This is a genomic window from Vibrio sp. 10N.261.52.C2, assembly GCF_041471425.1.
GTDB lineage: Bacteria > Pseudomonadota > Gammaproteobacteria > Enterobacterales > Vibrionaceae > Vibrio > Vibrio crassostreae_C.
In genome coordinates this window covers 37,634-62,843 of record NZ_JBFROH010000029.1, presented here as the reverse complement: position 1 = coordinate 62,843, position 25,210 = coordinate 37,634, and the positions used below count along the sequence as shown (strand labels likewise).

Here is a 25,210-nt window from a genome sequence, read left to right as displayed (position 1 = left end):
TAAAATAGCGCGCATAAAAAAGCCCTAAGCCAGTCTCCTAGCTTAGGGCTTATAAATCATAGGGATTAGTGTCTAGTTAAGTGCCACTACTTCGCCACAGATCATCATTAACTGATCTCGTAACCAAATGTGTCCTTTATCCTTTTCACTTGATTCGTGCCAGCTTAGGAAGCCAGAAATCGCCGCATTATCGAATGGGAAATCTAGAATCTGAAGCTGCTCTTTGTTTGCTGCATGTTCTACCATCCAACGAGGAGCAATTGTTACTAGTTCAGATTGGCCTACAACGTAAAGAACGTTGCTCAAGCTCGTACCTTCGTAGAAAGGCGTGCAATCTAGGTCACGGTAAGCTTGCTCAGAGAAGCTACGTTGACCGTGGATACGAGACAATTTCGCGTGCTTTTCATTAAGCAGCTCTGCCGCTGTTACTTCACCGTTAATGCGTGGGTGAGAAGCAGAAGCGACAACAACCAACTCATCTTGGAAGATTTCAGTGCTTGAGAAGCCTTGCTCATCAAAACGAGCGTAATCAATAACGAAGTCGATTTCTTGGTAGCGCATGCGCTCAGAAAGTTGACGATCGAATTCAGCATCCATGTGCAGTTTCACGCTAGGTGCTTGCTCGTTGATTGTCGACATAATCTTAGGAGCAAAACGCATATCACAAGGGCTGCAAATCGCTAGTTTGAACAGGCGAGAAGACGACTCTGGAGAGAACACAGAACTTGGTAGTTCGTTGCGTACTAACTGTAGCGCTTGGCGGATTGGACCAAACAACTGACGAGCACGTTGAGTCGGTTGAATACCACGACCTTGACGCATGAATAGTTCGTCGTTAAACATCACTTTTAGACGAGCAACAGCGTTACTAACAGCAGGCTGAGACATACCCAGATTGTGAGCTGCACGTGTAATGTTTTGCTCTTGCATAACTGCATCAAATACAGTCAAAAGATTTAAGTCGACTCCACGAAGTGTGCTTTCCATTCTGTAGCTTGCAATAGCACTCATTGCGTCTTTCTTATCTAACATTCAAGTTGCCTCTTGTCGGTTCGACAGCGTTAAATTGGTAATGGTATGAGAATAGATAACCACTAATTCTTATATTTATCAGACCGATGTTTTTCGGATTGACATTACTATTAACCAATGCATCTCGAGCTACCAACAAGATTGATAAAGAATAATTTTATTTTACCTTAATGATTAAACAACATCTAAAAATCAATTATTTATAGAGTTATAAAAAAACATAAAATGCGTCACTTATGAGTTTAATTTCGACTTATTTAGCTGTTCTATCGTTTGGTTACATTTGTTACAATTTATTGAACTCGTGAATTGTTCAACCGGTCAATTCAGAAATAGCACTTATGAGTTAGGTGAGCGATGCATAACTTGGAAAGTCGACCTTGTCCCAAAGTTGCTTTCTTAAATCATCTTGATTAGACCAATTCCCTGCTAATACCCACTCAACGAGTGCACTTGCCACGTCTGGATAGGTGACCACTTCGGCCTGTTTTTCACTGAGCCAAGCGCGCAAGATAGCCGCATCTAAAAACGTCATGGTTTGAGCTAACCCAAGGGCCTCTAGCGTCGCCACATTGCTCTGTTGTTCGAACTGTCCTTCGAGTGGTTTGAGAAGCAATTTCTTCCCCAAAGTTAGGGCTTCAGATGGCAATTCAAAGCCGCCATTTGCGACCACACCAGAGCACTGATTGAGGTCGAATTGAAAGCCCGCATGACTCAGTGGTTTGAACTCAATATTTTCAACTCGGCTATGCTCAATCACATCCGGGTGGTAACAGACAAAGTTTTGCGAAATGAACTTCATCAGCAGCTCTGAGATCGACTCAAGATCCTCAAATGGCAAATAGACCAACGTAAAGTCTTGTGCTGTTTTGGTTTGTTGCTCACCAACCAGCGTGTGAACGATAGGCGGCAAAATCGGCTGTTCAAAGTGATACCAGTGCAAGCCAATAGAGTGCTCGGTTGGGGCGAAATGTTGAATCACTGAATGTTCAATCCAGTTGCCCCCTCCTTTGGGTACATCATAACGAAACGCATTCTGGTGGCTTATCCCAATGCATGGCACACCTTGTCTCTTAGCCGCCCATGCAGTGACAGGCTCAAAATCATTAATCACTAAGTCATAAGGCGTAAGATCGATCTGGTTAATCTCACGGAGAAATCGCCAGATGTTGTTCTTCATGAATGTTTTGCCGTATTTAACCTGCCCCTGCTCGCTGTAAAAAGTTAAGCCGCTGCGGGTCTGATAGTTGCCAAACGCTTCCATCGAAAAGTATTTGCTCTCATCTCGCCCAGAGAACAGAAAATCGACATCAATATTTTGCTGACGAAAAGCGACGGCCATTGCTCTCGCTCGAGCGATGTGCCCATTTCCTGTGCCTTGTACGCCATATAAAATTTTCATGCATGTTCCTTTAAATTTACCACTTAAGCTCGGCAGTGGTTGCCAACAAAATAATTACAGGATGAAGCTGATAGCTAGGCTGGTACAAGCGATGCCCAAGGCTGCGCCAATCAGTACGTCCGTTAAAAAGTGCACACCGAGCAGGATTCGAGAGCCTGCAATCGCAGTTGCCCACACCAAGCTAAAGAGGTACAAGCTCGGATAGAAATGCCCGATTAGGGTCGCCATAACAAAAGCAGCAGCGGAATGCCCTGAAGGCAGACTGTATTTATCGGATGGCACAATATGAGAGTGAAGTAGTGAAGAGAATTCAGCTGGTCGACGGCGCTTGAGGGTATTTTTAGCAAACCAGTAAATAGGCAGTTCGATTGCGAAGGCGGTTAAGCCCACCAAAAGAAAGTCTCGACCGGTGTTGCTATCGACCAGCAGTGCAATCAAGGCAATCAAAACATAAAGGTGTCCATCTCCAGTATGAGACACCGCCTTACTGAGTGTCGCCTGTTGTCCGCTATAACGGCTCTTTAAACAGAAAACAGAAAATGCCACATCCCAGCGGACAATAGGTTCGATAGTACGCATACAATCTCCTTAACAATCCTTATTCAGTTAAGGCTCAAGTTATGCTCCTGAAATGACAGTTAAGTGACGTTTTGAATGAACTAAAATGAATTTTGAGGCGAATTGACCGCTTTCGCTAAGCAAGCTGATGAGGCCTAGAAACTGTCGATAAAAATAAAGCGACCCAAGGCCGCTTTATTCTTCTATGTTTTTACTTCTTTATATAAGCAAGCAAACGCTACTTCTATCGTGTTAATGGTTATAGCGTTCGCTAATGATAATAGCGCTAAAGGCTATAGCACTAAAAGTTATAGCGCTAATGGCTCGTGCTTTTTCACCAAACCGAAATCCGCCAATATCGCGTAGGCCGCTGGGATCATAAACAATACTAATAAGGTCGAGGCAAATATGCCGAATACGATCGAAATAACCAGTGGCTGGATAACCTGAGCCTGTAAGCTGGTTTCCGTCAACAGCGGTAGCAAACCTGCCGCAGTCGTCATTGAGGTCAAGAATACCGCTCGGAAACGCTCGCGACTGGCTTTCACCACCGAGTCATGCACGCTATCTCCCTCATCGACATGGTGACGAATGTACTGCACCAACAAGATGGAATCATTAACCACAATACCGGCAAGCGACACAAAGCCCATCATGCTTGGCATACTCAAAGAATGGCCAAGTATCCAGTGACCAACGACCACCCCAATAAAAGCGAGTGGAATCGCTAACATCACGACCACAGGCTCTAAATAGCTTCTGAACTGATAGCTAAGAATCGCAAACACGCCGAATAAGCCGAGCAAGAATCCTTTGCCCATCGAAGCGCCAGTCTTGGCTGCATCCTTGGCCTCCCCTTCGAAATCAAAGCGTAAACCCGGGTACTTCTGAATAAGTTTGGCGGCTTCATCTTTTTGGAACTGAGCCAAAATCGCGGATGAACTCGCTTTCTTATTATCAATATCACCAAAGATACTGATGGTTCTCAACCCATCGATACGTTGGATTCGCACATAGTTACGCTGAAAATCTAACGTTGCCAATGTTGCTAATGGAATCTGACTGCCGTCTGCAGTGATGATTGGGAAGTTAGCCAGCTGCTGTAAATCACCCGCTTGTTCTTTATCAAGACGAACTTCAATCGAGATATTCTCAACACCGATTTGAATCTCATCCGCTGTCTGACCAAAGAAAGCCGCACGTAATTGGGAAGCGATCATCTGTCCATTCACATTGTAGGTCTCAGCGCCCGGACGCAGCTTCACCAAAATCTCTTCTTTACCCATACGCATGTCATCCAGCACGCCGTGCACGCCATCAAACTGATTAAGGTATTCCTGAATATCCAAAGAAGCCGATTTCAATGCGCTCAGGTCATCATGCTTAGCACGAATCTCAATCGCACGGCCGCCCGGTCCCATGGTCGGTTGCTTGAAAACTAACGAGATAGGATCAGCCAAGTCACCGATGTCTTCTCGCCATGCATCAATAAAGTCATCAATAACCGTGTTACGGCTCTCAGCTCCGCGTAAGTCTAAGCGCACGGTAGCTAAGTGCGGACCAGATTCGTTGGCATCTGCGTTGGCATTAAATTGGCTAGTAATGTGCTCAACCAAGGTGTTGCCTTCTTCGACCTCTTCGCTCCACTGCGCATTTAAACGCTCGGCTGATGCTACAATCTTATCGACCACTATCTCGGTTTGAGACAGTGACGCCCCCGGCGGAAGAATGATACGCGCCTCGGCAATATCACCATCAAGCTCAGGGAAAGGTTGGAACTTAACAACACCACCAGCAATCAAGGCGACTGAAAGCAACAACAGCGTAATCACTCCGCCCATAAAGGCGTAGCGGAAGGTCACGACTTTCTCAACCATGTTCATCAAAGTGGTATTACGGAAGTTCTCAAACTTCTCAAGCAACACCACTTTAAAGCGCAGCGCTGGCTTGTCATTTTTTTCTTTGTGTAATGAATGAGATAGGTGATTAGGTAGAATCAGGAAGGCTTCAATCAAGCTCAACGACAGCACCAAAATCAATACTTGAGGAACGGCCTTAAGCACAGCGCCCATCTCGCCATCAAGAAACAGTAAGCTACCGAAAATACACACCGTGGTTAAGAAAGAAGACAGTACTCCGGGAAGCACTTTCTTAACACCGTTGTACACCGCATCATCAACGTTTTGCCCCCTATCTAAATGGGAGGCTATCGATTCGGCAATCACGATGGCGTCATCCATCATAATACCAATCGCCATTAATAAGCCGACCAGTGACATGATGTTGATCGATAGGCCAAGGTTCGCCATTAAGAACAAGCCACCAAGGAAGGCTACGGGCAAACCTGCCGCAACCCAGAATGAATATCGCAAACTGAAGAACAACCACATAGTAGCAAACACCAGCACAATACCTTGCCAGCCGTTGCGTACCATCATGGTTAGACGATCCCAGAGTACCGATGATAGATCGTTGGTCATTTGTAGTGTCACGCCATCAGGAGCAATCGCGCTTTGATCTTCAACGAATCGTGTTACGTTCTCTTTGATTCGCAGCGCATCGTCTTCTTTGTTCTTGCTGATCTTCAATAGCGCTGAAGGCTTGCCATCAAATAGCACCTTTTGCTCATCAAGCTCAAAGCGGTCGGTTATTTTGGCTATGTCTCTCAAACGAATCACCGAGCCATTAGGCGCAGATCCAACCACGATGCTTTCCAGCTCAACAGGCGTAACTCGTCTCTCGTCGAAACGAATCAGAAAGTTTTTGTCTGGTGTTTCAACGTTACCACTCGGCAGTTTTACATTCTGTCGACCAATTTGATCCGCGATATCACCGACACTCAAACCCAACTGACGAATAGCTTGGGTATCCAGTTCCACTCGATATTGATGATCCGAGAAGCCGCTAACCTCGACCAAAGAGACATCGTAATCAAGCTTCATGGTGCGCTTAAGATCTTCCGCGTAGGCCTTAAGTTCTGGCCACGACGTTTCGGCTGTTATAGCGATATCGACAACCGGTTCATTCCAATCTAGCTCTTGAACAACAGGCGATTCAATCTCAGTTGGGAAATCATTGATCGAGTTGATCTGGGTTTGCACATCCACCAGCATTCGGCCGATGTCCGCTTTTTCATTTAACTTTAGAATTAAACGAGCGCTGCCTTCGATGGCTTCACACTGAGTTTCTTCAATGTTGGCTAAGCCGTCTACTGCATCTTCCATTCGCACACACAAGCTCTCTTCCACTTCTTGTGGAGAGGCGCCGGGATAAACAATCGCAGCCATAATGTAAGGCGGATCGTAAGCGGGGAAGGTTTCACGTTTGATGGTTGATAGTGAGCTTATACCCAAGATCAACAACCCAAGCATCAACAAGTTTGCTGCTGTTGGGTGCCGAGAGAAAAACTTGATCATGACGCACTCTCCTGAGTATCTGATTCAAGCTCAGCCTCTTCAGAGTTGGACTCTCTCAGTAACATGCCTTCTATTGCTGGCAGGACATCATTGAGAACCAGTTTATCTCCAGTTTGTAGCTCTCCACTCACAACCACTTGATTGTCTCTGCGATAAAGCACTTCAACATTGACCATTTTCAGACGAGAGTTATCGTCCATTAGATAAATTTTGTCACCATGTAGCGCTCGTTCAGGCAACACCCAACTTAGATTTGCTACACCTTCAATCTCAGCTTTGACAAACATACCGTTAACCAAAGGCGTCGCGCTGTCTGGTTGCAATTGTGAGTAATCTTGAGCGATCTCGAGAATAATCCCCGCCGTCGCTTGGTTTTCATCAACTGTTTCGCTGATTCTTGCCACCTTCGCTGGCCAACTGAGGTTCAGGTTGCCGCTGTTAAGTTGAATGCTTGCTTTGATTGGCGCTTCATAAGGATTAGGGATTCCTGCAGCATCGCGAGGAAATTGGTTAAAGCTGGAGGCTAAAGTTTGCATATCGTGAATAGAAAGTTGCGCCTCTACTTCCATGACATTAATCCCGTGAGCAATAAACATCTCATGCTGAAGGTTAACCACTTGATTTTGTTCGATATCAACCTGAGCAATTCGCATCGCTCTTGGCAAAGTGATCGTGGTCTTATCGAGAGAGCGCTGCGCCTCTTTTACCTTAGACACGTTGACCTTAATCACCGCTTCCGCAACACGCTTTTCATCTGGCATCAACGCGATTTGGTTCGCGATATCTAATACCAACTTCTGCTGAGACAATGCGCTTTGTTGTTGCAGGTCGACATCCGATTGAGAGGTGAGCCCTTTCTTACGCAGATCCTGTTTACGTTGTAGCTCTTTATTGCTGATCACCAAACGATTCTTTTCGATCTTAAGAGTCTGATTAAGGTTGTCTTCTTCTTGATTCAATTTCGCTAATGAGGTTTGGCTTGATTTTAGATCCGCCTCTGCTTGTATCAGTTTCAATTCGTAATCCAATGGATCAACCTTGAGCACGACCGTTCCTGCAGGGATCACCTGGCCTTTTTCAAGATCTGGATGTCGATACACGATCTGTCCTGTCACCTCAGCAATCGCTTTCCATTCAACTTTAGGCACTACTTTGCCAAAGCCGACCGCTAACGGCGCTATCAGTTGTTGTTCTAGGCTCACAGTATCAACTAAGCGAGCCCTATCACCCGCAGGTTTGGTTGGAAGATCCGGCTTCAAGTTAATCGCGGCGACAAGGCCAATAACACCAACCGCAAGTGCTGGAAAGAAGAGTAGTTTTTTATTTATTTTCATTATCTTTGGTCCTGCACGGAAGAAGGGCTCGGTGCGTTAATAAAGCCTTCAGTCATCAATTGAATGTTGTGTTCGATTAAACGATTAAGAAATTCTTCATTAATCTCAATCCCATGAATTGCCAATAAAGGCGGCGGAGCGATGAAAGGAAACACCATCAAGCTTACATACGAAATACGGCACAATTTTGGATCCATGTTCTGTTTTAAGATGCCTTGTTCAACCAACTTTTCAAAAATGACATCTTGGGCTGGCTTTGCAACATCGAGGAAAACCTTTTCGAGCAACTCTCTTTGCACTTCAGAGGGAGGCATATTCATCACTTGGGCTATCAAGCGAGGAAACTTCGGCACTTTGACCATCTCTTTGTAGTAAGTCCGCATTAAATCAAGAAAGTTCTCATGACTGCTTTCATCAACGAGTCTCTGCATTTGTAATTGCATAGGGCGTAATGTTTCACGCAGCATCGCCTCAAACAATCCGGCTTTACTGCCAAAGTAATAGCGAATCATCGCAATATTCACACCCGCTCGCTCAGCAACTAAGCGAGTCGATACCTTGTCGTACGGTTGAACCACGAACAGATCTCGAGCGTGCTCAATGAGTAACTGCCGTACATCTAGATTCTGTTGAGGTCGCCCTGCTTTACGCGCTGCCATCACTGAGACCTATCCCTATAATTAATCACACGATTAATTATAGGGATAAATCGACATGGTTGTAGAAGATTAATTACTCACTATTTAATCAAATGATTAATTAATTTAGCCACCCTTTAAATTTTATTGGTGAATCGTTCCATCAAAAAGATTTACTACAAAGTTTTAACCTACACATCAGCCAAACGATAAACTAACCGCCCAGTACAAAACACTCAATCAGCTGATAACACCAGCAAACAACACGCAAGCAGCACAAACCAAAAAAAAACACCGCCAAAGCACGCTGATATTGGATTTTCTTGTTTGACGCTCAGAATAAATTGCGGTAAATATGGTGTTAACAGTTTATTTACGGATATTTGTGTAATGATTTTTTCTTCTTCTCGACTGCTGAAACTTCTCCTTATCGTGAACCAATCGCGCGGGTAAGTTGTGGGTCAAGAACTACACAAATATTAAAACCCGCGCTGAGCGGGTTTTTTTGTAACTGGCACTTTTAAAAGAACATCATTCTCAATAATAATTTGGATAGCAATCGATACAATATCGATATAAGGAAGCACCCATGAACGATCAAGTGATAATTTTTGATACGACTTTACGTGACGGCGAGCAAGCGTTGGCAGCAAGCCTTACGGTAAAAGAGAAATTACAGATCGCTTATGCACTTGAACGACTGGGTGTAGATGTTATTGAAGCGGGTTTCCCTGTGTCATCGCCAGGCGATTTCGAATCAGTACAAACCATCGCAAAAAATATTAAAGATAGCCGTATCTGTGCGCTTTCTCGTGCAGTTGCAAAAGATATCGATGCCGCTGCAGAAGCGCTAAAAGTGGCTGAGCAGTTCCGTATTCATACCTTCATTTCTACATCGACGGTTCACGTGCAAGATAAATTACGCCGCAGCTACGACGATGTTGTCGAGATGGCAGTGAAAGCGGTAAAGCATGCGCGCAACTACACTGACGATGTTGAGTTCTCTTGTGAAGATGCCGGTCGTACACCTATCGACAACCTATGTCGTATGGTTGAAGCCGCGATTAACGCGGGCGCAAAAACCATCAACATTCCAGACACCGTAGGCTACACAGTACCGAATGAGTTTGGTGGCATTATCCAAACGCTATTTGATCGCGTACCCAACATCGACCAAGCGATCATCTCTGTTCACTGTCACGATGACTTAGGCATGTCGGTTGCTAACTCAATTGCTGCCGTTCAAGCAGGTGCTCGACAAATTGAAGGCACAATCAATGGTATTGGTGAGCGTGCGGGTAACTGTTCTTTAGAAGAAATCGCAATGATCATCAAAACTCGTCAAGAGCTATTAGGTGTTCATACCGGTTTGGACCACAAAGAGATTCACCGTACCAGTAAATTGGTTAGCCAGCTTTGCCATATGCCAATTCAAGACAACAAAGCTATCGTCGGTGCAAACGCGTTCAGCCACTCTTCAGGTATTCACCAAGATGGCATGCTAAAGAACAAGAACACTTACGAGATCATGACTCCTGAGTCTATTGGCTTGAAAAACAAGGCATTGAACCTAACAAGTCGCAGTGGTCGTGCAGCCGTTAAGAGCCACATGGACGCAATGGGCTACAAAGACAATGAGTACAACCTAGATTCATTGTACGAAGACTTTTTGAAACTGGCTGACCGTAAAGGCCAAGTATTCGATTACGACCTAGAAGCACTAATGCACTTCGCAAATCTACGTGACGAAGATGACTTCTATAAACTTAACTACCTAAGCGTACAATCTGGTAGTGTTATGTCTACCACCAGCATCAAGCTGCAATGTGGTGATGAAGAGAAATGCGAAGCGGCTGTCGGTAACGGCCCGGTTGATGCTTTATACCAATGTATCTACCGCTTAACGGGTTACGAAATTGCATTGGATAAATTCGACCTTACCGCGAAAGGTGAAGGCGAAGATGGCTTAGGCCAAGCTGATATTATTGCGAACTACAAAGGCCGCAAGTACCACGGTACAGGCGTTTCAACGGATATCGTTGAGGCCTCTGGTCAGGCGCTACTGCACGTTATTAATAGCATTCAACGCGCAGACACCATTGCTGAAATGAAACAGCAAAGAATCGCAACAGTTTAAACACCCAATAACAGAGCCCTAGAGCCGATGTTATTGGCTTTAGGGACAAAATTTAAAACGAGCTAAATAGCTCAGTAACAAAGAATTAAAGGATTAACATGACTGATAAATCATACAAAATTGCCGTACTACCTGGTGATGGCATTGGCCCAGAAGTAATGCAACAAGCGCATAAAGTGCTAGACGCGATCGAAAAGAAGCACGCGATTAGCTTTTCTCGCGAAGAGTATGATGTTGGTGGTATTGCAATTGATAACCACGGCTGTCCACTTCCAGAAGCAACAGTCACTGGCTGTGAAGAATCTGACGCAGTACTTTTTGGTTCTGTTGGCGGTCCTAAATGGGAACACCTTCCACCGAACGACCAACCAGAGCGTGGTGCCCTACTTCCTCTACGTAAACACTTCCAACTGTTCTGTAACCTACGTCCAGCTCAAATCCATAAAGGTCTAGAGTCTTTCTCTCCTTTACGTGCTGACATCTCAGGTAACGGTTTCGACATCGTGGTAGTCCGTGAGCTAACAGGCGGTATCTACTTCGGCCAACCTAAAGGCCGTGAAGGCGAAGGCGCAACTGAAAAAGCTTTTGATACAGAGGTTTACCACCGCTACGAAATCGAACGTATTGCAAAGATTGCGTTTGAATCGGCACGCCTACGTAACAAAAACGTTTACTCAATCGATAAAGCGAACGTTCTACAGAGCTCTATCCTATGGCGTGAAGTCGTTGAAGAGATCGCAAAAGATTACCCAGATGTCACGCTAAACCATATGTACATCGACAACGCGACCATGCAGCTAATCAAAGATCCATCTCAGTTTGACGTAATGCTATGTTCAAACATCTTTGGTGACATCATCTCTGATGAGTGTGCAATGATCACAGGTTCGATGGGTATGCTTCCTTCTGCAAGCTTAAACGAAAGCAACTTCGGCCTATATGAACCAGCAGGTGGCAGCGCACCAGATATCGCAGGTAAGAACATTGCAAACCCAGTCGCGCAAATTCTTTCTGCAGCACTAATGCTTCGTTACAGCCTAGGCGAAGAAGCAGCAGCACAAGACATCGAAGCAGCGGTATCGAAAGCACTTTCTGCAGGCGAGCTAACGGCAGACCTTGCAGGTAAGAACGAAGCACTGACTACCTCAGAAATGGGTGACAAGATCGCTGAGTACATCTTAGCTTCATAAGCGAGATGCTTAGATTAGAAGCAAGTACATAAGAATAATATCAAGCCAAGTCATCCAGAGTGCCTGACTTGGCTAGAAACAAACACTGGGACTGATGCTCCCAAGGAAGAAAAGCTATGTCGACAAACCAGCACGCAAAAACCTTATACGAAAAAGTTTATGACGCTCACGTTGCGGTTGCAGCGAAGGGCGAAACACCAATTCTTTATATCGATCGTCACTTAGTCCACGAAGTAACGTCGCCACAAGCCTTTGATGGCCTACGTGAAAAAGGCCGTAAAGTTCGCCAAGTAGGCAAAACTTTTGCGACCATGGATCACAACGTATCGACACAAACTAAAGACATCAACGCTTCTGGTGAGATGGCTCGTATCCAAATGGAAACGCTATCGAAGAACTGTGAAGAGTTTGGTGTCACGCTTTACGATCTAAACCACAAATACCAAGGTATTGTGCACGTAATGGGTCCTGAGCTAGGTATTACGCTACCGGGCATGACCATCGTATGTGGTGACTCGCACACGGCTACACACGGTGCATTTGGTTCACTAGCATTTGGTATCGGTACTTCAGAAGTGGAACACGTTCTAGCTACGCAAACGCTAAAACAAGCTCGCGCTAAAACCATGAAGATCGAAGTAAAAGGCAAGGTTACTCCTGGCATCACTGCAAAAGACATCGTGCTAGCGATCATCGGTAAAACAACGGCTGCTGGCGGTACTGGCTACGTAGTTGAATTCTGTGGTGAGGCAATTACCGACCTTACGATGGAAGGTCGTATGACAGTATGTAACATGGCAATCGAGCTTGGCGCTAAAGCAGGCTTAATCGCTCCAGATGCAACGACATACGAGTACATCAAAGGTCGTAAGTTCTCTCCAGAAGGCGAAGACCTAGAAGCAGCAATCGAATACTGGGATACGTTAAAAACCGATGCTGATGCAGAATTCGATGCAGTTGTTACATTAGAAGCGGCAGACATCAAACCACAAGTCACTTGGGGTACCAACCCAGGTCAGGTTATCTCAGTAGACACACCAATCCCTGCACCAGAAAGCTTCGCAGACCCTGTAGAAAAAGCATCAGCTGAAAAAGCGCTGGCTTACATGGGTCTTGAAGCCGGTAAATCTCTATCTGATTACAACGTAGATAAAGTGTTCGTGGGTTCTTGTACTAACTCTCGTATCGAAGACATGCGTGCAGCAGCAGCGGTAGCGAAAGGTCGTCAAGTAGCGAAACATGTTCAAGCGCTTATCGTTCCGGGTTCAGAGCAAGTTAAAGCACAAGCTGAAGCTGAAGGCCTAGATAAGATCTTCATCGAAGCCGGCTTTGAATGGCGCTTACCAGGCTGTTCTATGTGTCTTGCAATGAACAACGACCGTCTAGGTCCACAAGAGCGCTGTGCTTCTACATCAAACCGTAACTTTGAAGGTCGCCAAGGCCGTGATGGTCGTACGCACCTAGTTAGCCCAGCAATGGCAGCCGCAGCGGCTATCGCTGGTCACTTTGTCGATATTCGTGAACTTTAATTAGAGGATTTAGCATGTCAGGTTTTCAACAACACACCGGATTAGTCGTTCCTCTAGATACGGCCAACATCGATACTGATGCGATCATTCCAAAGCAGTTTCTACAGAAAGTAAACCGCATCGGTTTTGGTAAGCACTTGTTCCACGATTGGCGCTTCCTAGACGATGCAGGCCAACAGCCAAACCCTGATTTTGTAATGAACGAAGCTCGCTACCAAGGCGCTTCAATTCTTTTAGCTCGTGAAAACTTCGGTTGTGGTTCATCTCGTGAACACGCACCGTGGGCGCTTGCCGATTACGGTATCCAAGTAATGATCGCACCAAGCTTTGCCGACATTTTCTACGGTAACTCGATCAACAACCAAATGGTGCCAGTTCGATTGACTGAGCAAGAAGTGGATGAGCTATTCCAATTCGTTGAAGCGAATGAAGGTGCAGAAATTACGGTTGATCTAGAAGCAATGAAAGTCAGCGCGAACGGCAAAGAGTACTCGTTTGAAATTGATGAGTTCCGTCGTCACTGCTTACTGAATGGTTTAGATAATATCGGCCTTACACTTCAACATGCCGATAAGATCTCAGAGTTTGAAGCTAAGATTCCTAGCTTCCTAAAATAATGAGACGTTTCTGAATAAATCTAAAGGTTGGCCAAGTGCCAACCTTTTTTATTTGGCTAAGCTTTTAACTTAACTTCATATGTTTATTTAAATGAAGAGCAATGAAAGAAAATGGTAAGCCTTAAGGTCTTAGTAGTCAGTCATCAGGAGAATGCCATGAAACAACTACTTTTTATTGTCAGCCTACTTTTCTCAACCTTAGCTTGGTCTGCGCCTAAATCCGATCTTTGGCCATACTGGAAGCAAAGCGACGAAACCAACCTAGAACAGGTATCTCATCAAGATTGGCAGCAATTCCTCGATAGCTACTTGGTTAAACAGGGGCAAAATACGTTAGTTAGCTATAAAGCGGTGAACACTGCCGATAAGACCAAACTTAAGCAATACATCAAGCAACTCGAACAGGTGAATCCGCTCAACTATTCAAAAGCGGAGCAGTATGCCTACTGGGTTAATCTATATAACGCCGTGACTGTCGATTTGATTCTTGATGCCTACCCGATCAAATCCATAACTAAACTTGGCGGACTATTTAGTTTCGGTCCGTGGGGAGATGATGTGGTAGTCGTTAATGGGAAATCACTGACACTCAATGACATTGAACACCGAATCCTAAGACCAATTTGGCAAGATCCTCGCACGCATTATGCAGTGAACTGTGCCAGCCTAGGTTGCCCTAACTTACAACCTGACGCTTTTACCTCTAAAAATACTGAAGCCTTGCTAGAGCAAGCTGCAACTGAGTTTGTAAGCAGTGACAAAGGCGTGATGGTTACAAACAATAAGCTTCAACTATCATCGATTTACGAATGGTTTGCTGTGGATTTTGGTACGAAGAAACAGCTTATTCAGCACTTAGAACAATATCGAATTGAAGCAGTAACCAATACTCAAAACATCAGTTATGAATACGATTGGTCGCTCAACCAAGCAAACTAGCTCTAAGGCTAAAGTTGATCACTAAAGTAAAAAAGAGGCTAGAGGTTTTTATTAACCTCTAGCCTCTTCTCAATTCTTTGACCGTATTTCTACAATTAAAAGCTTGAGCCCGGTTGCTGCAAGAACTCAATCTCTTCGGGAGTCGAAGCTCGCCCTAACACCTCATTACGGTGCGGATAGCGACCAAATCGCTCAATGATAACCTTGTGCTTAAACTCAAAGTCCAGATTATGCTCTAATCCCGTTTGAGAAAAGAGTTCCACGGCTTGTTCATGGACTAACAAAGATTCACTGTGCATATAAGGCATATACAGGAAGCTTTTCTGTTGCTCGTTAAGCTGGTGATCAAAACCACCCGCTACCGCCTCTTGGGCTAGAGCCAACGCCATCGGATCAGCAGAAAATGCTGTCGGACTTTTTCTACCAATATTTCGAGAAAACTGATCAAGTACGATAATCTCAGCCAATCGTCCTTGCGCAGTTTGGCGCCACTCAAATAGCTCGCCTTGAATGGCTGCTTTATGCAATTCAGAAAATCGAGACTCTATCAAAGTGTCAATCTCGGCGCCGCCAGTAAACCAATCTTTAGGCGTCAACTCATCGAACCAAAACTCTAGAACATCCTGATACGTTACCGTCATATAATTCCCTTTAATAAAAAACCGAGTAACTTTGTTATTACTCGGTTTAGTGTTCAATTACTTAAAACCTTTTACTTTCTTTATCAGGTCATAAGCATTCTGAATTTCTTGCGATTTCTCTTTCGCAACATTCATCATCTCAGGCGGTAAGCCCTTCGCCATCAGTTTATCTGGGTGATGTTCATTCATCAGCTTGCGGTAGGCTTTCTTCACCTCTTTACCGTCAGCACTTTCACTCACACCAAGAACCTTATATGCGTCGCCAAGTTGGTTCTGTTGCGAAGCCTGTTGCCAACCTGATGATTGCCCATGACCCTGATGGCCACCAAAGCTTCCACCTTGCTGTTGGAAACGGAACGCAGCTTCTTGCATCTGCAAGCGGCGTTCTAGTTGTGCTGCCGAAAACCCAAGCCCTTGCGCTATTTTATGCAGAACTTGACGTTCACTCGGGTGCAAACTTCCATCCGCAAATGCGGCAGATACCTGAAGCTCTAGAAAGAACTGCAGAAGATCAAAACGACCACCCGATGAGATTTTAACTCGCTCAAGTACGTCGTTCAGAGGGAAGTCGCTCTCTTTGCCGTCACGGAATGCATCTTGCGCTGCTTTACGCTGTTCGCCATGCAGGTTCATACGCTCCATCATGGTAGAAGCGAGTTGAATCTCTTCTGGCGTTACCTGCCCTTTCGCTTTAGCAACGTGCCCCATAACCGCAAAAGCGGATTTAAAAAACTCGTTCTGTCTTTCTGCTTGGCTTGGACCTCGACCAAAACCAGAGCTATTGAAGCCTGATTGATTCAATCCGCGAGCTTTATCGAATTGGTGTCCTAAAAACAGACCAAAAACTAAACCGAGTGGCCCTCCAAATAAAAAGCCAAAAAACGCGCCCAAAATTTTGCCAAATATTTGCATTATGTGTTCTCTATCTATGAATTTTATCTGAGTAATGCTGTCTGATGATGCTGAATGCTATTATTTCCTTTATCATAAGGAAAATGCTTTATTAATTGGATTGATACTAGATCAACCCTTCATCTAGTGACACAGGATAGTTCAACTTCATGCAATCTTTTTCCCGCACCTTGTTAGCCGCGTCTATAAGTACGGCGTTATACGTGTCGACAACTCAAGCTGAAACAATCACCGATAGTAGTGTGCAGGAAATGCCCTCTATAGATCAATGCTTGATCGAGCCCGCTGCAGAAAACGAGACACAGCTACCCGCTCATGTTGAGTCAGATCGCTTAGAAGCTATCAATGGTGACAAGGCAATATACTCAGGTGACGTAGTCGTTACGCAAGGGAACAAGACCATCCTTGCAGATAACGTAACCCTGCACCAACAAGAAAATATCGTTGTAGCTGAAGGCAACGTAAACTTTAGTGATGGTCAAATCAAATCTATCTCAGACAGAGCGACCAATAATCTGACTACAGATGAAATGACGCTTGAGAACACCGATTACGAATTCCTTTGCGAGCCCGGTCGCGGAGATGCTGTTTATATAGCAAAAACAGGTAAAGCGGTTTATGAGATTGAAGATGGCTCCATTACCTCTTGCCCTATCGGCGATAATGCTTGGCGTCTAAGAGCATCGAGCATCAGTGTCGACCAAGACGAAGAACAAGCCACTTTTTATAATCCACGTTTTGAAATCCAAAGTGTTCCCGTCTTTTACTTACCTTACTTAACAGTACCGGTGGGTGATACACGTAAAACCGGTTTCTTGTACCCAACAGTTTCGTATGGTTCAAGCGATGGTTTTGAAGCTGAAATCCCAGTTTATTGGAACTTAGCACCAAACTACGACTTGGAAACCACCTTCAAGTACATGCAAGAACGTGGCACTCAACTTAATAGTAAATTCCGTTACTTGAGCGATTTTGGCTCAGGTAGTATCGAGTCTGAATATTTGCCGGATGACAAAAAATACTCAGAAAAAGGTGACCGTTGGGGTGCTCAACTCCAACATTCAGGGATATTCCAGCAATCGTGGTTGTTTGAAGTCGACTATTCAAAAGTCAGTGATATTGATTACTTTACCGATCTAAGTTCTGGTATTGGTAACCGTGAAGATGGCCAACTACTTCAGGAAGGCCGAGCGACATACCGTTCCCAAAACTGGGATGCATCGGTACTTGTTCGAGATTTCCAAGTTCTGACTACAAGCAATAACCTACCTTACCGCCTAATGCCACAGCTAGAGTACAATTACTATGCTCCTGAAGTGATGGAGTATTTAGATTTCGACATGATCAGTCATGTCTCAATATTTGATACCGACGCTGCAGGTAAACCATCTGCGAACCGTATTCACGTGGAACCTGGCATTACCATTCCTGTAGGCAATACTTGGGGTACTTGGACAACAGAAGCTCGACTACTTGGTACTTACTATCAACAAGACCTTGATGGCGTTGATACAGGTGCGGGTTCTGATTATGAAGGCTTAGAAGAATCGGTAAGCCGAGTTATTCCAGAGTTTAGAAGCCACGCAGGTATCGTTCTTGAACGTGATACAAAAATTGTGGGCAATTACACTCAAACACTCGAACCTCAAGTTCAGTATCTTTACGTACCAGAAGAAGATCAAAGTGACATTGGTCTTTACGATACGACACTACTGCAGACCGATTACTATGGTCTATTTAGAAGCCGTAAATATAGCGGTGTTGATCGTATCGCATCTGCGAATCAAATTAGTTATGGTGCATCATCTCGTTTCTTCGATGATGAGTATAAAGAGCGCCTCAATATCTCTTTCGGTCAAATTTTTTATATCGACAAAGATACAAAACAGACTTTAGACAACGACGATTCAGGCAAAAAAACTAATTACTCGTCTTGGGCTATTGAAATGGATTTCAACTATGATGACTACCTGTTCTACCATGGTGGCGTGCAATACGATATCGATACTACTGCAATGCAACTTGCAAACAGCACATTAGAATATCGCTTCGCAGGCGGTTACATACAAACCAACTACCGCTATGTAACAGAAGAGTACATAAATGAAACTGTAGATTTTGACGTATCATCCATAACAAGAGATGGTATTTCGCAAGCGGGTTTACTTGGTTCCTACCAAATTTCACCGAAATGGAGCACCAGTGCTCAATATTTCTATGACTTAACCACACAAGAAGATCTAGAGTGGTTAGCTCGTTTAAACTATAGATCGGATTGTTGGTACATCGGCTTTACCTATAGTAACCGTTTGACAAATAACATTAGTGACCCGAATACCACACCTGAATACGAAAACAACTTCAGTGTGAACTTCGGTATTGTTGGCTTTGGTACCAATATCGGATCTGATTCCGGCGCTATTGGTGATAGCAGTTCAGATAACTCTTTGAGCTACGGTCGCCCATTCTTCTTAAATAACTAATTTTCTTTATTGATAACACATCAGTAAATTTAAAGGATTACACATGACATTGTGGAAACGCACATTAATTGCTATTGCAGCGACTTGTACTTTATCAACAAGCTTTGCAGCACCGGTTGAGCTAGACAGCGTAAAAGTTATCGTTAACGAAGGCGTTATCTTACAAAGCGACATCGATGCTTCGATGAAGACACTGCGTGCCAACGCAAAAAAAAGCGGTCAAACACTGCCATCGCAAGATGTGCTCAATGAGCAAGTACTAGAAAAACTGATCATCGATACTATTCAAACTCAAGAAGCAGAACGTATCGGTGTTCGTATTGATGATGCTCGACTTGATCAAGCAATTGAAGGTATCGCTAAAGACAACAACCAAACGGTAGAACAACTTACCGCATCGGTTGCTGAAGAAGGCCTTAGCTACAATGCATTTCGAGAGCAAGTAAGAAAAGAGATTGCAGCAAGTGAAGCTCGTAACGCCTTAGTTCGTCGCCGTATCAATATTCTTCCTGCGGAAGTTGATAACCTAGCAGATATCTTAGCGCAAGAGACTAACGCGACCGTTCAATATAAAATTGGCCACATTCAACTGCGCTTTAATGATGACCAAACCAAAGAAGAGTTAGAAGCTCAAGCTACTGAACTGGTTGAAGAACTGAACTCAGGCAAAGATTTCAGCACCATGGCATATACTTACTCTAAGGGTCCTAAAGCGCTGCAAGGTGGTGATTGGGGTTGGATGCGTAAAGAAGAGATGCCAACCATTTTTGCTGACCAGATCAAAATGCAAAATAAAGGCAGCATCATCGGTCCTTTCCGTAGCGGTGTAGGTTTCCACATTCTAAAAATTGAAGATGTGAAAGGCTTAGAAACCGTAGCAGTAACGGAAGTGAATGCTCGTCATATCTTGATTAAGCCAACCGTAATCTTGAGTGACGATGGCGCGAAAGAACAACTTGAAGAGATCACGCGCCGCGTAAACACAGGTGAAGCGAGCTTTGGCGACCTTGCACAGCAATACAGCCAAGATCCAGGTTCTGCAGTACAAGATGGTGAGCTAGGCTACCAAACACCAGATTTGTATGTACCAGAATTCAAACACCAAGTAGAAACGCTACCAGAAGGCAAAATCAGTGCGCCATTCAAAACCGTACACGGTTGGCACATTGTTGAAGTACTAGACCGTCGCGAAGTCGACCGTACCGATTCAGCTTTGAAAAACAAAGCTTACCAAATTCTATTTAACCGTAAATTCAACGAAGAAGCTGGTGCTTGGCTACAAGAAGTAAGAGCAAGTGCCTTTGTTGAGATGGTTGAGGACGACCAAGATGACAACAACTAAACGTATTGTCATAACCGCAGGTGAACCAGCAGGGATAGGCCCAGATTTAACTTTGGCTCTATCTCAAGAAAGTTGGCCTCATCAACTCGTGGTTTGTGCTGATAAAACACTGCTATCCGAGCGAGCTAAAATTCTTGGTATCGAAGTCGATCTTCTGGACTACGATGCAAATGCAGCTAAGCAACCGCAACGCGCTGGCACACTGGTAGTGAAACACGTTCCACTTGCTGAAACGGCAGTTGCAGGTCAACTCAATGAGGCTAATGGTCATTACGTATTAAATACTTTAGAAACCGCAGCAATTGGCTGTATGAATGATGAATTTGATGCTATTGTCACCGGCCCCGTTCACAAGGGTGTAATTAACCGAGCTGGCGTTGCTTTTAGCGGCCATACCGAGTTCTTTGCAGAGAAGTCCAATACACCACTGGTGGTGATGATGTTGGCAACTGAAGGGCTGCGTGTTGCGCTAGTAACAACGCACATCCCACTAGCTTATGTATCTCAAGCTGTGACCGAAGACAGATTAGAGCAAATTATTGCTATTCTAAATAAAGACTTGGTTGAAAAATTTGCTATTGAGAAACCAACTATCTATGTGTGTGGCTTGAATCCACATGCTGGTGAAGATGGTTGTTTAGGGCGTGAAGAGATTGAAACCATCACCCCGACGCTAGAAAAAATTCGCCAAGAAGATGGCATCAATTTAGTTGGCCCATTGCCAGCAGACACCATCTTTAATGAAAAATATTTGCAAGATGCAGATGCTGTTTTAGGTATGTATCACGACCAAGTACTCCCGGTATTGAAATACAAAGGGTTTGGTCGCTCAGTGAACATCACGCTTGGCTTACCGTTTATTCGCACATCAGTCGACCACGGTACCGCCTTAGACTTGGCAGGGAAAGGCCAAGCCGATACAGGGAGCTTTAGAACAGCGCTCACGCACGCCATTGAATTAGTAGAGAAAAAGCAATGAGAAATGATGTCCACTTAGGGCACAAAGCGCGTAAACGTTTTGGTCAAAACTTCCTTAACGATCCATACATTATTGATGGCATCGTATCGAGTATTAACCCACTACCAGGTCAAAACTTGGTAGAGATCGGTCCTGGTCTAGGCGCAATTACTGAGCCTGTGGGTAAGCTTGTCGATAAATTTACTGTTATCGAATTGGATAGAGACCTTGCAGAACGTCTTCGTAACCATCCAGATCTGGCTGATAAGCTAACGATCCGTGAAGGTGATGCGATGAAGTTTGACTTCCAAGAACTGGTTAAGCCAAACAATAAGCTACGTATCTTCGGTAACTTGCCATACAACATCTCTACACCATTGATGTTCCACCTTTTTGAATTCCATAAAGACGTGCAAGACATGCACTTTATGCTTCAAAAAGAAGTGGTTAACCGTCTAGCTGCTGGCCCTGGCAGTAAAGCTTACGGTCGTCTTACTGTAATGGCTCAATACTACTGTAAAGTAACGCCTGTGTTAGAAGTTCCACCAACGGCCTTCGTTCCGCCACCGAAAGTAGACTCAGCAGTCGTGCGCCTACAGCCATACGAAGTGCTGCCTTATCCGGCAAAAGATCTGAAATGGCTAGATCGCGTATGTCGTGAAGGCTTTAACCAACGTCGTAAAACAGTTCGTAACTGCTACAAGAGCTTAATCGATAAGGAAGTGCTTGAAGAGCTAGGTATCAACCCAAGCATGCGTCCTGAGAACTTAACGCTCGAGCAGTTTGTCGACATGGCAAACTGGTTGTACGACAGTCATAACGCTGACAAATAAATAAAAAAGGCTCCTACACTTCGGTTAGGAGCCTTTTTTATGTAATACTTTAATTACATTAAGTATATCAACAACAAAAGGTGCGAATATGGATATATCTACGCCTTGTATCAAATGCCAGGTTCACTCTAAGTACATAGAAGAACAATCTGAGCCAACGAAGAATCGTTATGTCTTCGCCTACATTATTACCATCAAAAATCTAAGTAAAACAACGGTGCAACTTATGTCTCGCCGCTGGTTAATTACCGACTCTAACGGCAAGCAGCTCACCATTGAGGGTGATGGTGTAGTTGGCCAACAACCCGTGATTGAAGCCAACGACGAGTACACCTACACAAGTGGTACGGTCATCGAAACCCCTGTTGGCGTTATGCAAGGTCACTATGTGATGACCGATAACAAGGGCATTGATTTTATTACCGAAGTTGACCCATTCAGACTCGCAATCCCTAATATTCTTAATTAGCCGTACATCCGTATCTACAGGAAATTATTGTGTCGAATTACATTGTCGGAGACATCCAAGGGTGCTTCGACGAACTTCAAGGACTACTTGAAAAAATTAACTTTGATAAACACCAAGATACTTTATGGGTCGCCGGAGACTTAGTTGCTCGAGGCCCTAAATCATTGGAGACGTTACGCTTTATTCGTAACCTTGGTGACGCAGCTAAGGTTGTATTAGGCAACCACGACTTACATCTTCTGGCGGTGTCCTTAGGACTATTTCCAGCGAAACCAAAAGATAAGACTCAAGCGATTCTTGATGCTGAAGATCGTGAACTGCTAATCGAATGGTTAAGACAACAGCCTTTGCTTCAAGAACACCCAGAGTTCGTGATGTGCCATGCGGGTATCTCACCGCAGTGGAATCTAGAAAGAGCACGTGTTGAAAATCGAGAGATCGTATCCTTGTTAAAGTCCGATAAATGGCAATGGCTAATCGAAAACATGTACAGCAACGCGCCTGATTTATGGCATCAGGATTTACATGATATTGAGCGCTATCGCTATGCGATCAATAGCCTGACAAGAATGCGTTTCTGTTTTGAAGATGGCCGTCTCGACATGGCATGTAAGCTACCACCGAATGAGATTACCGATGAACCATTAGTGCCATGGTTTGACCTTCCGCAACGCATAAAGCTCGATAAAACCGTTGTTTTTGGACACTGGGCTGCGCTTGAAGGCTATAACGGAAAAGACGTAATTGGACTTGATACTGGATGCGTCTGGGGAGGTGAATTGACAATTCTTCGCTGGGAAGATAAACAGTTTTTCACTCAGAAAGCGCTATAAAGATACGAGAAACTTGCGCTACCTTGGTAGGGTAACGCAAGCATTTTTCAGAGACTAGCTATTGATAACCACAGTTAACGCTCGAGAATCACAAACTCCATGTTGTGTTTGTTTTTCTCGTCAGCTTGATAGCTCTCGTTAAAGCTCTGCTTCCAACCTTCACCCCAGTCAGGAAATTGTGTATCTCCATCGACGGCGAAATCGATGTAAGTCAGATACAACTTGTCCGCTTTAGGTAAGCAGCTCTCATAAATAGAGCCGCCACCAATGATCATCACCTCTTCAACATCACTGAGTAGCTCTAGAGCCTGTTCAATAGAAGTTACCGTCGTTACACCTTCAATCTTTAAACTCTCATCACGGCTGATTACGACATTCAACCGACCCGGCAAAGGGCGTCCAATAGAATCGTAGGTCTTACGTCCCATCACGACTGGTTTACCCATAGTCGAGCGTTTAAACCATGCAAAATCCGCAGGTAAATGCCAAGGCATCTGATTGTCTTTACCAATTATACGGTTGTTTGCCATTGCCGCTATCATGCTGATGATCATAAATCGAAAGTCCTGTCCCTAAAAAGAAAATTAACGCTAAACGATAGGTCTACGGCGATAGAATAACAGCCCTGGCACAGCTAAGCCAACCGCCAACCCTGCGATAATGAACATCGATTTTAAAAAGTTCTCCATCAACATTGCCAACAACTCAGGCGTGTAGCCTGCCCTGTTAATCTCCACCATCGCAATCATCGCCTTGAAGGCGAACACACCTGGCACCATAGGAATTAGAGCTGCAACCGTAAACACCTTCGGATGTGCTAACAGTTTATGTGACCAATGAACCCCTATCATACCAACCACGGTTGCGGCGAAGAACGTCGCCCATTCGATTGGAATACCAAAGTGCATCATCAGATACCGGCTACCATGACCGATAGAACCACCGAGTGCACAATAAATTAAAGCACGTTGCGGAACGTTAAACACCAATGCAAACCCAACCGCAGGAATAGCGGCGAAAAACATATCGTTGAGCAGACCTAAAAACAGTTCGAAAATACTCATTAGCTTGCCCACCCCCAAACATCTGATAGACTCATCGCCGCGACAATGCCCAAGCTCGTCGCCAGAGTTAATAAGCTGGCCATGGTAAAGCGCGCTAACCCCATATTAATATGGCCTTTAAGCATATCAGCGACGGAGTTAATCAGAGGAAAACCAGGTACTAACATTAATACAGATGAAGCCATCACGATCGTGGGTTGGCCGCCAATATTGTAAAGTACGGCTTGAGCTGAAATGGTCGTGGTAACGAATGCTGTGATAGCAAAGTTTAATAGCGGATTGAAATGGCGGTGCCCAATCTCTTGCCTGACGATCATACCGCAAGCTGAAGCAATAAAAGTCATCATGAAGACTTGCCAGTCTCCGCCCGCAAGGTGGCTAAAAGAGGCGCACGACAACCCTATCATCACAACCACTAACCAACGGTTGTAGCGCTCGGGGCTGATGTTTTGAATCTTTTTATACGCCAAATCATAATCGAGAATTCCCTTCTCCATCATGATGCAAATGCGTTGAATGTCGGTGATAACCTGCATGTTAATGCCACGATCAGCACAACTTCGAGTAGTGGTAATACAGTGATCATCCATTACGGTAGTTACAACAAGCGCATTGGCTGACAGTGCGACTTCAACCTCATTCACCCCACAAGCAATACCGATGCGACGCATGATATCGCCGACCAGTGTGCTCTCTGCCCCGTGCGCCAATAACATTTGTCCTGATTGAGCGACGAGTCTTGAGATCGCTCTTTGCTTTGATGCCATGATTTCCTTCCCATAGGCGTTAATTATCTAAAGATAAATTTTGCATAAAAAACAGTAAGACGTCATGATTTAGATACAAAAAAACCGCAATTTTCATTGCGGTTTAATAAAACTAT

The 25,210-nt window shown here is 44.5% G+C and carries 22 protein-coding genes; 11 read left to right on the top strand and 11 right to left on the bottom strand.

Translation table 11 applies throughout. The features are described 5' to 3' along the window. Positions 1–72: 72 nt before the first annotated feature. The 6 genes from leuO to AB4307_RS11460 all read right to left on the bottom strand — a co-directional run bounded on the left by leuO (position 73) and on the right by AB4307_RS11460 (position 8,401). On the bottom strand, positions 73–1,032 hold the full coding sequence (gene leuO / locus AB4307_RS11485) for a transcriptional regulator LeuO (RefSeq protein ID WP_137001755.1): 960 nt from the start codon (positions 1,030–1,032) through the stop codon (positions 73–75). Positions 1,033–1,378: 346 nt separating this feature from the next. Beyond that, complete coding sequence (locus tag AB4307_RS11480) at positions 1,379–2,434, bottom strand: MJ1255/VC2487 family glycosyltransferase (protein ID WP_372131941.1); 1,056 nt, start codon at positions 2,432–2,434, stop codon at positions 1,379–1,381. 54 nt (positions 2,435–2,488) lie between these two features. Beyond that, on the bottom strand, positions 2,489–3,013 hold the full coding sequence (locus AB4307_RS11475) for a phosphatase PAP2 family protein (RefSeq protein WP_136982218.1): 525 nt from the start codon (positions 3,011–3,013) through the stop codon (positions 2,489–2,491). Positions 3,014–3,300: 287 nt separating this feature from the next. Beyond that, entirely contained in the window at positions 3,301–6,408 is a 3,108-nt protein-coding gene (locus AB4307_RS11470) for an efflux RND transporter permease subunit (RefSeq protein ID WP_372131939.1), read from the bottom strand. Next, positions 6,405–7,742 carry an efflux RND transporter periplasmic adaptor subunit gene (locus tag AB4307_RS11465; RefSeq protein ID WP_372131937.1) on the bottom strand — a complete coding sequence of 446 codons (1,338 nt, stop codon included), beginning with the start codon at positions 7,740–7,742 and terminating at the stop codon, positions 6,405–6,407. Before AB4307_RS11465 ends, AB4307_RS11470 begins: the two co-directional genes overlap by 4 nt. Further along, positions 7,742–8,401: a TetR/AcrR family transcriptional regulator gene (locus tag AB4307_RS11460; RefSeq protein ID WP_017062933.1), complete on the bottom strand. Its 660-nt coding sequence runs from the start codon at positions 8,399–8,401 to the stop codon at positions 7,742–7,744. Before AB4307_RS11460 ends, AB4307_RS11465 begins: the two co-directional genes overlap by 1 nt. 568 nt (positions 8,402–8,969) lie before the next feature. Between AB4307_RS11460 and leuA the strand changes: the two genes are divergently transcribed. From leuA to AB4307_RS11435, 5 genes are all read left to right on the top strand, one after another. Continuing rightward, complete coding sequence (gene leuA, locus AB4307_RS11455) at positions 8,970–10,517, top strand: 2-isopropylmalate synthase (RefSeq protein ID WP_048614879.1); 1,548 nt, start codon at positions 8,970–8,972, stop codon at positions 10,515–10,517. A 98-nt stretch (positions 10,518–10,615) separates the two neighbouring features. Further along, positions 10,616–11,707: a 3-isopropylmalate dehydrogenase gene (gene leuB / locus AB4307_RS11450; RefSeq protein ID WP_102393667.1), complete on the top strand. Its 1,092-nt coding sequence runs from the start codon at positions 10,616–10,618 to the stop codon at positions 11,705–11,707. Positions 11,708–11,823: 116 nt separating this feature from the next. Then, positions 11,824–13,236, top strand: coding sequence for a 3-isopropylmalate dehydratase large subunit (gene leuC, locus AB4307_RS11445; protein ID WP_017062936.1), 1,413 nt, complete (start codon positions 11,824–11,826; stop codon positions 13,234–13,236). Positions 13,237–13,250: 14 nt separating this feature from the next. After that, positions 13,251–13,853, top strand: coding sequence for a 3-isopropylmalate dehydratase small subunit (gene leuD / locus AB4307_RS11440; protein WP_017062937.1), 603 nt, complete (start codon positions 13,251–13,253; stop codon positions 13,851–13,853). A gap of 156 nt (positions 13,854–14,009) precedes the next feature. Beyond that, on the top strand, positions 14,010–14,792 hold the full coding sequence (locus AB4307_RS11435) for a DUF547 domain-containing protein (RefSeq protein ID WP_017061387.1): 783 nt from the start codon (positions 14,010–14,012) through the stop codon (positions 14,790–14,792). 95 nt (positions 14,793–14,887) lie between these two features. On the opposite strand, the gene AB4307_RS11430 is transcribed toward AB4307_RS11435, so the two are convergent. Beyond that, on the bottom strand, positions 14,888–15,433 hold the full coding sequence (locus AB4307_RS11430; RefSeq protein ID WP_017061386.1) for a DUF924 family protein: 546 nt from the start codon (positions 15,431–15,433) through the stop codon (positions 14,888–14,890). A gap of 57 nt (positions 15,434–15,490) precedes the next feature. Next, a complete protein-coding gene (gene djlA, locus AB4307_RS11425; protein WP_017061385.1) occupies positions 15,491–16,345 on the bottom strand; it encodes a co-chaperone DjlA in 855 nt (284 codons plus the stop codon). Positions 16,346–16,494: 149 nt separating this feature from the next. Here djlA and lptD point away from each other — a divergent pair, with 149 nt between their 5' ends. The 6 genes from lptD to AB4307_RS11395 all read left to right on the top strand — a co-directional run bounded on the left by lptD (position 16,495) and on the right by AB4307_RS11395 (position 23,263). Beyond that, positions 16,495–18,828: an LPS assembly protein LptD gene (gene lptD / locus AB4307_RS11420; RefSeq protein WP_372112559.1), complete on the top strand. Its 2,334-nt coding sequence runs from the start codon at positions 16,495–16,497 to the stop codon at positions 18,826–18,828. Positions 18,829–18,871: 43 nt separating this feature from the next. After that, positions 18,872–20,170 (top strand): peptidylprolyl isomerase SurA, encoded by a 1,299-nt coding sequence (gene surA, locus AB4307_RS11415; protein WP_065584690.1) that lies wholly within the window; start codon positions 18,872–18,874, stop codon positions 20,168–20,170. Then, positions 20,157–21,149 (top strand): 4-hydroxythreonine-4-phosphate dehydrogenase PdxA, encoded by a 993-nt coding sequence (pdxA, locus tag AB4307_RS11410; protein WP_102398245.1) that lies wholly within the window; start codon positions 20,157–20,159, stop codon positions 21,147–21,149. The genes surA and pdxA overlap by 14 nt, the downstream gene beginning before the upstream one ends. Then, complete coding sequence (rsmA, locus tag AB4307_RS11405) at positions 21,146–21,961, top strand: 16S rRNA (adenine(1518)-N(6)/adenine(1519)-N(6))-dimethyltransferase RsmA (RefSeq protein WP_017062942.1); 816 nt, start codon at positions 21,146–21,148, stop codon at positions 21,959–21,961. Before pdxA ends, rsmA begins: the two co-directional genes overlap by 4 nt. An 88-nt stretch (positions 21,962–22,049) precedes the next feature. Continuing rightward, positions 22,050–22,430: a Co2+/Mg2+ efflux facilitator ApaG/CorD gene (gene apaG / locus AB4307_RS11400; protein WP_004735899.1), complete on the top strand. Its 381-nt coding sequence runs from the start codon at positions 22,050–22,052 to the stop codon at positions 22,428–22,430. Between the two features lie 29 nt (positions 22,431–22,459). Next, positions 22,460–23,263: a symmetrical bis(5'-nucleosyl)-tetraphosphatase gene (locus tag AB4307_RS11395; RefSeq protein ID WP_017062943.1), complete on the top strand. Its 804-nt coding sequence runs from the start codon at positions 22,460–22,462 to the stop codon at positions 23,261–23,263. Positions 23,264–23,337: 74 nt separating this feature from the next. On the opposite strand, the gene folA is transcribed toward AB4307_RS11395, so the two are convergent. Genes folA through AB4307_RS11380 form a run of 3 tightly spaced genes read right to left on the bottom strand, consistent with a single transcriptional unit; the run spans position 23,338 to position 25,094 of the window. Further along, a complete protein-coding gene (gene folA / locus AB4307_RS11390) occupies positions 23,338–23,817 on the bottom strand; it encodes a type 3 dihydrofolate reductase (RefSeq protein ID WP_017062944.1) in 480 nt (159 codons plus the stop codon). A gap of 36 nt (positions 23,818–23,853) precedes the next feature. Further along, complete coding sequence (locus AB4307_RS11385) at positions 23,854–24,327, bottom strand: threonine/serine exporter family protein (RefSeq protein WP_017062945.1); 474 nt, start codon at positions 24,325–24,327, stop codon at positions 23,854–23,856. Then, on the bottom strand, positions 24,327–25,094 hold the full coding sequence (locus AB4307_RS11380) for a threonine/serine exporter family protein (protein WP_017061378.1): 768 nt from the start codon (positions 25,092–25,094) through the stop codon (positions 24,327–24,329). Before AB4307_RS11380 ends, AB4307_RS11385 begins: the two co-directional genes overlap by 1 nt. Positions 25,095–25,210 lie beyond the last annotated feature (116 nt).